Origin of the sequence: Amorphoplanes digitatis (genome assembly GCF_014205335.1) — a bacterium.
Classification (GTDB): domain Bacteria; phylum Actinomycetota; class Actinomycetes; order Mycobacteriales; family Micromonosporaceae; genus Actinoplanes; species Actinoplanes digitatus.
This window is the reverse complement of record NZ_JACHNH010000001.1, coordinates 4847470-4861506: the sequence shown is the minus strand read 5'-3', so window position 1 is coordinate 4861506 and position 14037 is coordinate 4847470. Positions and strand designations below refer to the sequence as shown.

Annotated in this window: 11 protein-coding genes; 7 read left to right on the top strand and 4 right to left on the bottom strand. The window is 72.6% G+C overall.

The features are described 5' to 3' along the window. Window positions 1-7 precede the first annotated feature (7 nt). Window positions 8-934, bottom strand: a complete 927-nt coding sequence (locus BJ971_RS21280) for an ABC transporter substrate-binding protein (protein ID WP_184994993.1) — start codon at window positions 932-934, stop codon at window positions 8-10. Next, on the bottom strand, window positions 931-2952 hold the full coding sequence (locus BJ971_RS21275) for a putative bifunctional diguanylate cyclase/phosphodiesterase (protein WP_184994992.1): 2022 nt from the start codon (window positions 2950-2952) through the stop codon (window positions 931-933). The genes BJ971_RS21280 and BJ971_RS21275 overlap by 4 nt, the downstream gene beginning before the upstream one ends. A gap of 248 nt (window positions 2953-3200) precedes the next feature. On the opposite strand from BJ971_RS21275, the gene BJ971_RS21270 reads away from it, so the two are divergent. Then, window positions 3201-3458, top strand: a complete 258-nt coding sequence (locus BJ971_RS21270; RefSeq protein ID WP_184994991.1) for a chaplin family protein — start codon at window positions 3201-3203, stop codon at window positions 3456-3458. A gap of 83 nt (window positions 3459-3541) precedes the next feature. Here the strand turns inward: BJ971_RS21270 and BJ971_RS21265 are convergent, their stop codons facing one another. Beyond that, window positions 3542-4546: a hypothetical protein gene (locus BJ971_RS21265; RefSeq protein ID WP_184994990.1), complete on the bottom strand. Its 1005-nt coding sequence runs from the start codon at window positions 4544-4546 to the stop codon at window positions 3542-3544. 205 nt (window positions 4547-4751) lie between these two features. Here BJ971_RS21265 and BJ971_RS21260 point away from each other — a divergent pair, with 205 nt between their 5' ends. After that, window positions 4752-5654, top strand: a complete 903-nt coding sequence (locus BJ971_RS21260) for an AbfB domain-containing protein (protein ID WP_184994989.1) — start codon at window positions 4752-4754, stop codon at window positions 5652-5654. A 19-nt stretch (window positions 5655-5673) separates the two neighbouring features. On the opposite strand, the gene BJ971_RS21255 is transcribed toward BJ971_RS21260, so the two are convergent. Continuing rightward, window positions 5674-6687 (bottom strand): LacI family DNA-binding transcriptional regulator, encoded by a 1014-nt coding sequence (locus BJ971_RS21255; RefSeq protein ID WP_184994988.1) that lies wholly within the window; start codon window positions 6685-6687, stop codon window positions 5674-5676. Between the two features lie 139 nt (window positions 6688-6826). On the opposite strand from BJ971_RS21255, the gene BJ971_RS21250 reads away from it, so the two are divergent. From BJ971_RS21250 to BJ971_RS21230, 5 genes are read left to right on the top strand one after another with little or no spacing between them, the layout of a single operon-like run. Then, window positions 6827-8818: a beta-galactosidase gene (locus BJ971_RS21250; protein WP_184994987.1), complete on the top strand. Its 1992-nt coding sequence runs from the start codon at window positions 6827-6829 to the stop codon at window positions 8816-8818. After that, window positions 8815-9705 carry a carbohydrate ABC transporter permease gene (locus tag BJ971_RS21245; RefSeq protein ID WP_184994986.1) on the top strand — a complete coding sequence of 297 codons (891 nt, stop codon included), beginning with the start codon at window positions 8815-8817 and terminating at the stop codon, window positions 9703-9705. Before BJ971_RS21250 ends, BJ971_RS21245 begins: the two co-directional genes overlap by 4 nt. Window positions 9706-9737: 32 nt before the next feature. After that, the gene (locus BJ971_RS21240; RefSeq protein WP_184999012.1) at window positions 9738-10544 is read left to right on the top strand and encodes a carbohydrate ABC transporter permease; all 807 of its coding nucleotides are present in this window, start codon (window positions 9738-9740) and stop codon (window positions 10542-10544) included. 32 nt (window positions 10545-10576) lie between these two features. Continuing rightward, on the top strand, window positions 10577-11908 hold the full coding sequence (locus BJ971_RS21235) for an extracellular solute-binding protein (protein ID WP_184994985.1): 1332 nt from the start codon (window positions 10577-10579) through the stop codon (window positions 11906-11908). A 5-nt stretch (window positions 11909-11913) separates the two neighbouring features. Next, window positions 11914-14034, top strand: coding sequence for an alpha-galactosidase (locus BJ971_RS21230; protein ID WP_203709215.1), 2121 nt, complete (start codon window positions 11914-11916; stop codon window positions 14032-14034). Window positions 14035-14037 lie beyond the last annotated feature (3 nt).

Genomic DNA, 14037 nt, shown 5'->3' with positions numbered 1-14037 from the left:
AAGCCGGTCACTCCTCCGTGCCATCGCCCGCGTTGATCGATGATGTCGACACCGCGCCGTTGGTCAGGCCCCAGCGCTCCAGCAGGTCGGCGTAGCGGCCCGAGCGGATGAGCTGGTCGAGGGCGTCGCGCAGGGCGTCGCGCAGCTCCGGGTTGTTCTTGGCAACCGCGATGCCGAACAGGCCGGGCTCGTACTGCACGGTCGAGGCCAGCTGGTACTGCGAGCGGGTGCGCGGGTCGGTGGCCAGGTGCGCGGCCGGCGGGTAGTCGTTCAGGATGGCGACCGCGCGGCCCGTCCGTACCTGAAGGAGCGCGTCCGCGTTGGTCTTGAAGGTCTGGATGGTGATCGGGCGGGAGCCGCAGGCGGGCTGGGTGCGGCGCAGCAGGTCCACCTGCACCGTGCCCTGCTCGGCGGCCACGACCTGGCCGCACAGGTCCTTGAGGTCCGTGATGCCCTCCGGGTTGCCGCGCTGCACGACCAGGGCGAGCCCGGCGGAGAAGTAGTCGACGAAGTCGATCTTCTTCTTCCGCTCGGGGGTGTCGGTCATCGAGGAGAGCACGCCGTCGAAGGTGCCCTTGTTCGTCTCCGCGATCATGCTGCCGAATTCGGCCGGCACCAGCTCCACCCGGATGCCGGTCACCGCGCCGAGCGCGGCGGCGAGGTCCGGCTCGAAGCCGATGATCGTGCGGCCGTCGGCGCCGTAGGACTCCATCGGCGCGTAGCTGGGGTCCGTCGCGAGGCGGATGGCGCCGCGCCGCTTCACGGCGTCCGGCAGCCGGTCGTGGATCTCCTGGGAGAATTCGGCGGTGCCGCTCGCGGTGCCGTCGCCGCCGGTCTCGTCGGCGGCGGTGGTGGTGCCGCAGCCGGCGGCCGACAGGGTGAGCACGACGCCCGCCACGGCGAGGCGCAGGCGGCGGTTGGTGAGGTGCTTCATGCGCGGGTACCTCCGGTGCTCAGGTGGACGGGCTCGACGGGTTCGGGCCGGGCGTGGCGCCCGGTGCCGCGGGGGTTGAGGAACATCTCCAGCAGGTGCGGCCAGACGACCGGCCGTGAGTACAGGTAGCCCTGCGCGGCGTCGCAGCCGGACGCGGCGAGCCAGGCGCTCACCGGCGCCGTCTCCACGCCCTCGGCGGTGACCCGGCAGCCGAGGCCGTGCGCCAGTTCGATCACGGAGCGGACGATCGCCTGGTTCTGCGGGTCCCGGTCCAGGTCGGTGACGAAGAGCCGGTCGATCTTCACTTCGGACACCGGTACGGAGCGCAGCTGCGCCAGGCTGGTGTAGCCGATGCCGAAGTCGTCGACCGCGACGCCGACGCCGAACCCGGCCAGCTCGACGACGGCCCGCGCCACGTTCTCGGCGTCGCCGGCCATCGCGGTCTCGGTGACCTCGAGCAGCAGCCGCTCCGGCGGCGTGCCGTGCTCGGCGAGCAGGCCGGCGACGACCCGCGCGAAGCCGGGCGTCTCGAGGTTGCGCGCGGAGACGTTGACGGCGACCGGCCACGACTGGCCCAGCGACGTCCACCCCGCCTGGTCGGTGAGTGCCCGGCGCAGCACCCATCCGGTGAGCAGTTCGATCACGCCCGACTGCTCCGCCGCCGGCAGGAACTCGGACGGCGGGAGCAGGCCACGCTGCGGATGCTGCCAGCGGACCAGCGCCTCCAGCCCGTCGATCTCGTCGTCGCGGAGGCGGACCTTGGGCTGGTAGTGCAGCACCAGTTCGTCGCGTTCGATCGCGCGGCGCAGCTCGGCCTGCACGGTCAGCCAGTGGGTCGGGTTGGCGACGCCGTCCTCGGCGTAGAGCACGATGTCGGCGGCGCCGCGCTTGCCCTGGTACATCGCGGCGTCCGCGCGCTGGAGCAGCTCCTCGATCTCGGTGCCGTGCCGCGGGTAGAGCGCGACGCCGAAGCTGGCCTCGATGCTCAGCGGCACGCCGTCGAGGACGGTCTCGCGGACCAGTTCGGCGCGGGCGGCCTCGATCAGGTCGAGCACGGCGTGCTGGGGCAGCCCGGGTATGACCAGGCCGAACTCGTCGCCGCCGAGGCGGGCCACGGTGTCGCTCCCGCGCAGCGCCTGCGAGAGCCGGGATCCGACCAGCCTCAGCAGCTCGTCGCCGGCGTGGTGGCCCAGGGTGTCGTTGACCTCCTTGAAGCGGTTCAGGTCGACGAGCACGATCGCGCCCTCGGCGCCCGCGACCGCGGCGCCGTCGATCGCGCTCTTCGCCCGCGCCTGGAAGGCCGCCCGGTTGGGCAGTCCGGTGAGGCCGTCGTGCAGCGCCTCGTGCTCCTGGTGCGCGGCGTGGCGGCGCAGCGCGCGGGTGGTGTACCAGGCGATCAGCGCGAGCATCAGGTAGAGGGCGCCGAGGGCGATGCCGAGCCGCCAGTACGTGACGGTCATCTGGCGGCGCAGCTTGGCGTCGATGGCGTCGTACGGCAGGTAGAGCTCGAGGACGCCGATCGCCTGGCCGGACGCGCCCGCGATCACCGGCTGGAGCACCCGGATGGTCCGGCCGACGCTGCGATCGCCGTCCGCGACCACGGCCACGTCGGTGGTGCCGGTCGCGGCCGCCCGGAACGCGGGGTTGGAGACGAGGATGCCGCCGGCCGTCGAGCCGTCGTCGGAGAACACCACCTGGCCGGTGAAGCTGCGGACCCGCAGCCGGACGACCGAGCCGTGGAAGATCGCGAGGTCCGTCGCGCCCTGTAGGCGTTCGCGCTGCGCCGTGGTCAGGCCGGCGGAGAGCTCGGCGCCGTCCAGCGCGGGCGCGACGGCCATCTCCTCGATGACCGCGGCCTGTGCGCGGCCCTGGTCCCGGCCCTGGCGCTCGGCGTCCTCGCGATAACTGCGCACGAGCATGACGCCGAGCAGCACGACGAGCACGAGGCTCGCGGCGGCGTACGCCAGCAGCAGGCGCGACCCGGTCGCACCATGCTTGCCCGTGTTCCGCCGCCCCATGGCCCCTCTATCGACCTGCCGGGCGCGTTCTGAAGTAGTGCCTCCTCGCCGAAAAATGGGGCAATCAACCGGAATCCACCCGATAGGTCGCCGCGTTTCGGCGGGCCGATGGGGCGGCGAGGAAGCGCCAGAAGGGGCGGGGTGGAATTTCTGACACCATCGTGGAATGAATTTGGCAAAACGGGCAAACAGGGGCAAACCCGCCGCTAACGTAACTTCTGCAAGTGTCCGCAAAGGAAAGGTATGTCATGAAGATCGTTCGAGGCGCACTGGTCATGTTCGGTATGGCTGCCGCCACCCTTGCCCTCTCGGCCGGTCCGGCGAACGCGGCCGGGACCTGCGGCTACGGCGGTTGCGGGGGCTACGGCTACGGCAGCTACTACGGCGGCTACTACGGCTACCCGTACTACGGCTACGGCTACGGCGGCTACAACGTCCCCGTGAACATCTGCGGCAACAGCGTCTCGGTGCTCGGCGTCAGCGCGACCCAGGCCGCCTGCCGCTGACCCGGCAATTCCGTACCTGAATTAGCAGAACCTGCGGTGGCAGGTGCCTCGTCGCCCGCGACGGCACCTGCCACCGATGTTTTTCAGCCGCGGCCCACGCGCAGGGTCCCGACGCCGGCCACCGCGTCCAGGTCGATGCGGTCCGTGCTCTTCGCCCAGCCGGGTGAGAGGAACGAGGCACCCCGGGCCACCCCGTCATCGGTACGGCCGTCGAGCCGCACCTGGCCCGCGCCCTGCCGGGTGCGCACCCGCACCGGCACCTTCCCTCCGGTGTAGACCTCGAAGCGGTTGACCCCGCCCGACATCCGGATCGGTAGCGTGCCGTCCGGCTCCGGCAGCGTGAGGTCGATCCGGGTGGCGCCGCCGGCGAATTCGACACCGTCCACTTCGGCCCCGCTGAGGTCGAAGACCCCCCGGTTGATCCCGCCGGTGATGCGCAGGCTCCACCGCACGTCCGCGCTGAGCACGACCGTGACCGCGGCGTCGCCGCGCTCGCCGTTGTCGTCCAGGAACAGCCGGACCCCGTCCTCGCCGACCGCCGCCCGCGGCGCGACGCCGCTGCCGTCCGGCGTCGTGATCCGGTAGAGGTCACCGTCCAGCGCGGCGGTGCTCAGGTCGATCGTCGCGGTGTTGCTGACCAGTTCGAACCGCGCGTCCGTTCGTCCCCGTGCCGGCGCGGTGAGCGGGCCCGCCACCGCGGGGGTCGTGGCGGTCGGCGCCGGCGTCGCGGCGGTGGTCGCGCCGGCGGTGGTCACGCCCGCGGTGTCGCGGGTCAGCTTCGCCGCGGCGACGCCGGCGCCGGCGAGCAGCAGCACGGCGAGCGCGCCGCCGGCCCCGGCGCGTACCCGTTTCGGCCGGCGGGCCGGCGGTTCGGCGGGCGCGGGGTGCTCCTCGTGCTCGCGCCGTCCGGAACGCAGCAGGGCGTCCACCGACGCGGCCGTCGGCTCGTCGCTGTAGTGGTCGGGCTCCGGGCCGATCCGGTGCGGCGCGTCGGGCCAGTAGTCCGAGATCGAGGGAAGGGTGGGCGGGGTACGGGCTTCGGGGCGACGGTAGATCGTCCGGGGGTCGGTGGGGGCTGGGTTGTCCACGGCACGTGCTCCCTAGAGGGCAAGCGCCACCGCCCGCGGGATCGCTACGGGCATCAGCGCGTGGTGAGTCCCTCGTCACTACGGATGAGGAGGCCGATCGGATCGATCACCTAGGGTGCCGGACGGATTGCCCCTTGCCATCGGAGCGTTCTGCCCCGAATATTGCTGCTGCGCACCCGAACGGATACTCAGGGAACGGAAACGGATGTCCCCAGAGGATGGAAGTCGGCCCGACCTACGCGTCGGCGGATGGATTCCACCGATCCAGTATTTCGCACCCATCGAACCGCGGCGGCCCCCGGCCGCCACCGAGATACCGGCGGCACTGGCCGCCGCCCCGCCGGGCCGGCGCCGCCGGCTGCCGCCGCCGACCCGGGCGCGGACCGTGCTCGCCGGCGCCGCGGTGCTCAGCGCCCTGGTCGCCGCCGGGCTGGCCCTGGCGCCGGGCGAGCGGGAGGGCCGGGGCGCTCCCTCCTTCGTCCTGCTGCCGACCGGCCCGGTCGTGCCCGCCCTGCCGGAGCCGTCCACGACGGGGCCGGCCCCGTCGGCGAGCCGGTCCGCGGGGATCGCGACGAGCGACCTGAGCCAGCCGCTGCTGCCGCCGGGCGGGCCGGCCACCGAGCCGGCCCGCCACCGGCCGTCCGCGTCGCCGTCGCCGTCGCGGGCCGCGCTGCCGCTGGTCGGTGCCGAGGTCGGCCTCGAGCCGGCCGGCGAGCCGGGCCGCCGGGTGCGGCACCGTGACTTCCGGGCCCGCATCGACGCCGTCGGGCCGAACAGCTCCGCGCTCGACCAGGCCGACTCGCGCTTCACCGTCCGCGCCGGCCGGGCGCACGGGTCCTGCTTCTCGTTCGAGTCGGGCAACTACCCCGGCTACTTCCTGCGGCACCGCAACTACGCGCTGCGCCTGGAGCGGGCCGACGGCTCGGGGCTGTTCGACGCCGACTCGACGTTCTGCGCGGTGCCCGTCGCGGCCGGATTCGTGCTCCGGTCACACAACTATCCCGATCGCTTCCTCACCGAGAGCGATTCGCTGCTGTTACTGACCCGGACGTCCGCCGCGGGCGCGAAGGCGTTCGTCACCCGTAGTCCGTTCGGGGATCTGTCGTAGGACTGTGCCGCCCGGTGGCTCAGGCGGACGCGCGCCAGACGATGGGGGTGGGTAGCAGCACGTTGGCCGGCCCCTCGTCGCGTAGCTGCCGCAGCACCAGCTCCGCCGCGTTGCGGCCGATCTCGCGGGCCGGCTGGTGCACCGTGGACAGCGCCGGCTGGGTGCGCGAGGCCCAGGAGCTGTCGTCGAAGCCCACGATGCCGACGTCCGACGGCACGCCGCGACCGGCGTCGCGCAGCACCTCCATCGCCCCGGCGGCGACGGCGTCCGACGCGGCGAACACCCCGTCGATGCCGGGCTCGCGTTCGAGCAGTTCCCGCATGCCCTTGACCCCGGACGCGTAGTCGTAGAGCGGCACCTCGGCGACGAGCCGGGGGTCGAACCGCGCGCCCAGCGCCGCCCGGAAGCCGGTGAGGCGGTCGGCGCCGGAGTCGCGGTCCAGGGCCGCGGCGATCATGCCGATGTGCCGGCGGCCGGTGGCGGCCAGCCGTTCGGTGATCGCCCGTGCCGAGCCGACGTTGTCGATGCCGACGAACGGGATGCTGCGGTGCAGGTCCGGCGGGTGCCCGACGAACGTCGCCGGCAGCTTCAGCTCGGCGATCACCCGGGTGATCGGGTCGTGGGTGCGCGCGGACACGATGATGGCGCCGTCGACGAAGCCCCCGCTGAGGTACCGGGCCACCCGTTCGGTGTCGCGGGCCGAGTCGACCACCAGGTTGACCATCTGATGGTCCGCGACCGAGAGCACCTCGTTGGCGCCCAGCATGATGGCGCCGATGTTGGGGTCCTCGAGCAGCAGGGAGTGCGGTTCGAGGGCGAGGAAGCCGACCGCCTGCGAGCGGCGCATCACCAGGTTGCGGGCCGCGGTGTTGGGCACGTAGCCGACCTCGGCGATGGCCGCCTCGATGGCCGCGCGTGCCTCCGCGGAGACGTATCCGCCGTTGAGCACCCGGCTCACCGTGCCGCGGGAGATGCCGGCCGCGGCGGCGACGTCGTGCACGGTCGCGCGTCTGTGCTTGCTGGGCGGGGCCACGTCCGAACTGTAGCGCCGGGCTATTGACCAGGCCCGCAGGCCATGCCACTGTGTGCACGTTCACACACCCGCCATCGTTCCGACGTCGCGGCGCAATGTGTGCACGTGCACACAACCACGACGACGGGAAGGGACGCCGATGCGAGGACTACCCGGCATCAGCCTCGGCTGCGACTACAACTTCGAGCAGTGGCCGCCGGAGGTCTGGGCCGAGGACGTGGTGCTGATGCGCGAGGCCGGCATCGACCTCGTCGCCGTCAACATCTTCGGCTGGTCGAGCATCGAGCCCCGGCCCGGCGAGTACGACTTCGCCGCCCTCGACCGCGTCATCGACCTGCTGCACCGCAACGGGATCCGGGTCAACCTCGGCACCGGCACCTCCTCGCCGCCGCCCTGGCTGACCACCCGGCATCCCGAGGTCCTCCCGGTCGTCGCCGACGGCACCACCCGGGCGCCGGGCGGCCGCCAGGCCTGGTGCCCCAGTTCGCCGGTCTTCCGCGAGCACGCCCTCGCCCTTGTCGAGCAGGTCGCCCGCCGCTACGGCGGCCACCCCGCCGTCGTGCTCTGGCACGTCTCCAACGAGCTCGGCTGCCACAACGCGCTCTGCTATGACGAGGCCAGCGCGGAGGCCTTCCGCCGCTGGCTGGAGCGGCGCTACCGCGACATCGAGGCGCTCAACGAGGCCTGGGGCACCGCGTTCTGGAGCCAGCGCTACGACGACTGGTCCGAGATCGGCCCGCCGCGGCTGGCCCTGTCGGCGCGCAACCCCGCCCAGCTCGTGGACTTCCAGCGGTTCAGCTCCGACGAGCTGCTCGACCACTACCGGGCCGAGGCGGCCGTGCTGCGCCGGCACACCTCCGCGCCGGTCACCACCAACTTCATGGTCACCGCGCACATCCGCAACCTGGACTACTGGAGCTGGGCGCCCGAGATGGACGTGGTCGCCAACGACCACTACCTCGACCACCGGCTCGGCGACCCCACCGCGGAGCTGTCCTTCGCCGCCGACCTCACCCGGGGCCTCGCCGGCGGCGCGCCCTGGATGCTCATGGAGCAGTCCGCCGGCGCGGTCAACTGGCAGCCGCACAACCTGGCGAAGCTGCCGGGGCAGATGCTGCGCAACTCGCTGACCCACGTGGCCCGGGGCGCCGACTCGCTCTGCTTCTTCCAGTGGCGCGCCTCGGCGCGGGGCGCGGAGAAGTTCCACTCCGCGCTGGTGCCGCACGCCGGCACCGACACCCGCGCCTGGCGCGAGGTCCTCGACCTGTCCGCCACCCTCGCCGCGCTCGCCGAGGTGGCCGACACGACCGTGCAGGCCGACGTCGCGCTGCTGTTCAGCTGGGAGTCGTGGTGGTCGGCGGACACCGAGGCCCGCCCGTCGCAGGACGTGCGCTACCTGGAGCAGGTGCACGCGGCCTACGGCGCGGTCCGCGAGCTCGGCGTGACCGCCGACGTCGTCGCGCCCGGCGCCGACCTGAGCCGCTACCGGATGGTCGTCGTGCCCTGCCTGCACCTGGTCACCGACGAGGAGGCGGCCGGGATCGACGCGTACGTGGCCGGCGGCGGCCACGCGGTCGTCACCTTCTACAGCGGGATCGTCGACGGCACCGACCGGGTCCGGCTCGGCGGCTACCCCGGCGCGTTCCGCGACCTGCTCGGCGTGGTCGCCGAGGAGTTCCACCCGCTGCTGCCCGGCGACCGGGTGCGGCTCTGCGGCGGCGGGACCGCCACGCTCTGGACCGAGCTGCTGCGGACCACGACCGCCAAGACCATCGACGCGTACGCGGACGGCCCGCTGCCCGGCGTGCCGGCGATCACCCGCAACACCTACGGCGACGGCACCGCCTGGTACGTCGCCACCGCGCTGGACCAGCCGGGCCTGCGGGAGCTCATGGACGCCGCGCTGCGCGAGGCCGGCGTGCGGCCGATCGGCCCGCGCAACGACGGCTCGGTCGAGGTGGTGCGCCGCACCGGCGACGGCCGCGCCTACGTCTTCGTCATCAACCACGGCACACACCACATCGAGTACGCGGTCACCGGCCGGGAGCTGGTCACCGGCGCGGCCGTGAACGGGCTGCTGCGGGTACCCGCCGGCGCCGTACGCGTGGTGAGAGAGGAGCCCAACCCATGACGGGCGTCGTGAAACGGATCGGCTTCGGCGGGCACGGCCGGGCGATCGCCTTCTTCGTGGTGCCGTTCGGGGTACTGTTCACCCTCTTCTATCTGGTGCCGATCGGCTACGCCGTCGTGCAGTCGCTGTACACCGTCGAGCGCACCGGCACGTTCGGCCCGGCCCGCGAGGTCTTCGGCGGCCTGGTGCAGTACCGGCGGGTCTTCTCCGACGTCCCGTTCTGGGAGTCGGTCCTGCGGGTGCTCGCCTTCGGCGTCGTGCAGGTGCCGGTGATGCTGGGCCTGGCCCTGCTGCTGGCGCTGCTGCTCGACTCCGGCCTGGTCCGCGGCCGGCGCTTCTTCCGGCTGGCGTTCTTCGTGCCGTACGCGGTGCCGGGCGTGATCGCCGCGATCATGTGGGGCTTCCTCTACTCGCCGAACCTGTCCCCGTTCACGGCGCTCACCGCCAACGTCGACCTGCTCTCCGCCGACCTGGTGCTCTGGGCCATGGCGAACGTCGTGACCTGGGTGTACGTCGGCTACAACATGCTGATCATCTACTCGGCGCTGCTGGCGATCCCCGCCGAGGTCTACGAGGCGGCGCGGCTGGACGGCGCCGGGCACTTCCGGACCGCGTGGTCGATCAAGATCCCGCTGGTCATGCCGGCGATCGTGCTGACCACGGTCTTCTCCATCATCGGCACCCTGCAACTGCTCGCCGAGCCGCAGGTGTTCCGCAGCTTCAGCTCGGCGGTGTCCAGCACCTACACGCCGAACCTGACCGTCTACTCCACCTCGTCGGTGCCGAACTTCCAGCTGGCGGCCGCGTTCTCGGTCGTCCTCGCGCTCGCCACGTTCGCCCTGTCGTTCACCTTCCTCAAGTTCACCCAGCGCCGGGGCGAGCGGTGAAGCGGGAGAGCGTCCTGTCGCGCACCGCCGCGATGCTGGTCATGGGCGTCTGCACCGTCTACTTCCTGGTGCCGATCTGGTGGCTGTTCGTCGGCTCCTCCAAGAGCCGCGCGCAGTTCACCGGCACCGCACCGCTGTGGTTCGCCGACTTCGACCTCGCCGGCAACGTCCGGGAGCTGCTCGCGTACCGCGACGGGGTGTTCCTGCGCTGGATGGTCAACAGCCTGGCCTACACCGGCGGGTCGGCGCTGCTGGGCACCCTGCTCGCGGCCATGTGCGGCTACGCGCTGGCGAAGTACCGGTTCCCCGGCCGCGAGACGTTGTTCAACGTGGTGCTGGGCGGGGTGCTCGTGCCGGCGACGGCGCTGGCCCTGCCGCTGTTCCTGCTGTTCAGCAGGGTGGAGGCGACGAACACGTTCTGGTCGGTGTTCCTGCCCAGCCTCGTCAACCCGTTCGGCGTGTACCTGGCCCGGATCTACGCGGCCGCGAGCGTGCCCGACGAGCTGCTCGAGGCGGCCCGGATCGACGGCTCGGGTGAGGTGCGCAGCTTCTTCACGGTGTCGGTACGGCTGATGTTCCCGGCGCTGGTGACGATCTTCCTCTTCCACTTCGTCGCCGTCTGGAACAACTTCCTGCTCCCGCTGATCATGCTCGGCGACGAGCGGCTGTTCCCGGTGACGCTCGGCCTCTACTCGTGGAACACCCAGGTCAACCAGCTGCCGGAGCTCCGCGGCCTGGTGATCGTCGGTGCCCTGCTCTCGATCGCCCCGCTGGTGGTCGCCTTCCTGTTCCTCCAACGGTTCTGGCGCAGCGGTCTCGGCGCCGGGGCAGTCAAGTGAAACCTCCCGTCCGTACAGAAGAAGGAAGTGTCATGCGTATGTCCCTTCGGCCGGTCAGCGCCCTGCTGGCCACCGCACTCCTGCTCGCCGCCTGCTCCTCGGGGGGCGACGACGACGCGTCGAACGCCGCCGGTGCCGCGTCCTGCGCGCCGTCGTCCGGGCCGGTGACCCTCACCTACACCTCGTGGATCCCCGGCATCGAGGAGGTCGTCGCCGCCTGGAACGCCAAGAACCCGAACATCCAGGTCAAGGTCCAGACCGGGCCGAACGGCAACGGCGGCACCTACCAGAACTTCTTCAACCAGATCAAGGCCGGCAACACCCCCGACCTCGGCCAGATCGAGTACGACGCGCTGCCCGGCTTCCGGGTGCAGGACGGCCTGACCGACCTCGGCGGCTGTGACATCGTCGCCAAGGCACAGGGCCAGTTCGTCGACTGGACCTGGAACCAGGTCAGCTTCGGCGAGCAGGGCCACGCGTACGGCGTGCCGCAGGACGCCGGCCCGATGGCGCTCTTCTACCGCGCCGACCTCTTCGAGCAGCACGGCATCGCGATCCCGAAGACCTGGGACGAGTACGCCGCGGCCGCCGAGAAGGTCAAGGCGGCCGGCGGCTACATCACCAACTTCTCGCAGAGCGACGTCAACCAGTTCGCCGGCCTCGCCTGGCAGGCGGGCGGCCGCTGGTTCGCCAACGACGGCAAGCAGTGGACCGTCACCCTGGCCGACGACAAGACCAAGAAGGTCGCCGACTACTGGCAGGGACTGATCGACAAGAAGCTGGTCTCCGCGGTGCCGCCGTGGACCTCCGAGTGGGACAACGCCTACAACTCCGGCTCGGCCTGGACCTGGGTGTCCGCGGTGTGGGGCGCCAACTCCATCGCCACCGGCGCGCCGAAGACGGCCGGCAAGTGGCGGGTCGCGCCGATGCCGCAGTGGAGCGCGGGCGAGTCGGTCGCCGGCAACTGGGGCGGCTCCTCCACCGCGGTGTTCAAGGGCTCGAAGCATGTCTACGAGGCCGCGCAGTTCGCGCTCTGGCTGAACACCTCCGAGGAGGCGCTGAGCCTGCTCAACGCCAAGGCCAACCTCTACCCGGCGACGAAGGCCGGCGCGACCCTGCCCGCGCTCTCCAAGGGCGTGGCGTTCTACGGCGACCAGAAGATCTACGAGGTCTTCGCGCAGGCCTCCGGCCAGGTGTCGCCGGACTTCACCTGGGGACCGACGATGACGGCCACCTACGCCGACGTCTCGGACGGCTTCAAGGCCGCCGTCTCCGGCAAGGGCACGCTGACCGAGGCGCTCACCGCGGCACAGGCGTCGACGATCCAGACGCTCAAGTCGCAGGCGATCCCCGTCAAGGAGTAACGGAATTGCTCATCCACCTGCGGGCCGCGGGCACCAGCCTCGTGCTGGACGCCCGCGGCCCGCGGCCGCCCGTCGTCGTGCACTGGGGCCGGTGCCTCGGCGCGCTCGGCGACGACGACCTGGCCGCGCTGGCCGACGCCGCGGTGCCCGCGGTGCCGCCGAGCTCGATCGACGAGCCGCTGCGGTTCAGCCTGCTGCCCGGGCCGGAACAGGGCTGGAGCGGCCGGCCCGCGATCACCGGCTGGTGGCCGGCGGACGGCGGCCGGCCGGGCGGCTTCCACCTGCTCGGCGTCGTCCGCGACGGGCCGCGCGCGGTGCGCCTCGACCTCGCGGAGGCGGGCGGGCGGCTGCTGCTCAGCACCGAGATGGAGCTCTCCGATCAGGGTGTGCTGCGGGCACGCCAGCACCTGAGCCACGTCGGCGCCGGCACGTTCCACCTGGACTCGCTCTCCGTCGTGCTGCCCGTGCCGGACCTGGCCAAAGAGGTCCTCGACTTCAGCGGGCTGTGGGCGTACGAGCGGCGGCCGCAGCGTGCGCCGCTGCGGCACGGCGTGTGGAGCCGCGAGACGCGGCACGGGCGGCCCGGCCACGACGACCCGTACCTGATGATGGCCGGCAGCCCGGGCTTCGACTTCCGCGCCGGCCAGGTGTGGGCGATGCACCTGGCCTGGAGCGGCGACAAGCGACTCTGGGCCGAGCGGCAGCCGCTGGGCTACGGGCTGATCGGCGCCGGCGAGTTGCTCGCGCCCGGCGAGGTGACGCTGGGCCCGGGCGGGACGTACCGCACGCCGTGGGCGGTCGCCGCCTGGTCGGACGCGGGGATCGACGGCCTCTCCGCGCGGCTGCACCCCTGGATCCGGTCACGCCGGGCGGCGCGCCCGCCGCGGCCGATGGTGCTCAACACCTGGGAGGCCTGCTACTTCGATCACGACGCGGACGCCCTGGACCGGCTGGTCGACGCGGCGGCCGAGGCCGGGGTGGAGCGGTTCGTGCTGGACGACGGCTGGTTCGCCGGCCGCACCGACGACCGGCGGGCGCTGGGGGACTGGTACGCCGACCCCGGGCGCTGGCCGGACGGGCTGCATCCGCTGATCGCCCGGGTGCACGAGCGGGGGATGGACTTCGGGCTGTGGGTCGAGCCCGAGATGGTCAGTCCCGACTCGGCGCTGGCCCGCGCGCACCCCGAGTGGGTGCTCGGCGGTGACACCGGGCCGACCTGGCGGCACCAGCGCGTGCTCGACCTGGGCGATCCCGGCGCGTACGCGTACGTGCTCGAGCGGCTCGGCGCGCTGCTCACGGCGTACCCGATCGCGTTTTTGAAATGGGACCACAACCGCGACCTGCTGCGGGAGGCCGCGAGCCACCGGCAGACCACGGCCGTCTACCGCCTGCTCGCGGCGCTGCGTGCCGCGTTCCCCCGGCTCGAGATCGAGAGCTGCGCCTCCGGCGGCGCGCGCATCGACCTCGGCATCCTCGACCTCGTCGACCGGGTGTGGACCTCCGACACCAACGATCCGCTGGAGCGCCAGCGGATCCAGCGCTGGACCGGCGTCCTGCTCCCGCCCGAGTTCCTCGGCGGGCACCTGGGCGCCGCGACCGCGCACATCACCGGGCGCACGTCCAGCCTCGGCCTGCGCTTCGCCACCGCGCTGTTCGGCAGCGCCGGCATCGAATGGGACCTCACCGCCGCGACCCCGGGTGAGCGCGCGGAGGTGGCGGCGTGGGTGGCGCTGTACAAGCGGCTGCGCCCGCTGCTGCACGGCGGGACCGTGGTGCGCTCCGGCGCCGACGACGCGGCACACCTGGTGCACGGCGTCGTCGGCGCCGACAGCGCGGTCTATGCCCTCGTCGCGCTGCGGGCCGCGGACTCCGCCCTGCCCGAGCCGATACGTTTCGCCGGACTCGACCCGGACGTCCGCTACACCGTCCGTCCACTCAGGATCGGGCCGGAGCCGCGGGTCGTGCAGGACGCGGCGCCGGCCTGGCTGCGTGCCGGCGCGGTGACGCTGCCGGGCCGGGTGCTCGCCGAGGTGGGCCTGCCGGCGCCGTTGCTCACCCCCGAACAGGCCGCGCTCTTCACCGTCGACCGGGCCGGCCGCGACACGGAAAGCCGGCGGTCGCCGTGACCG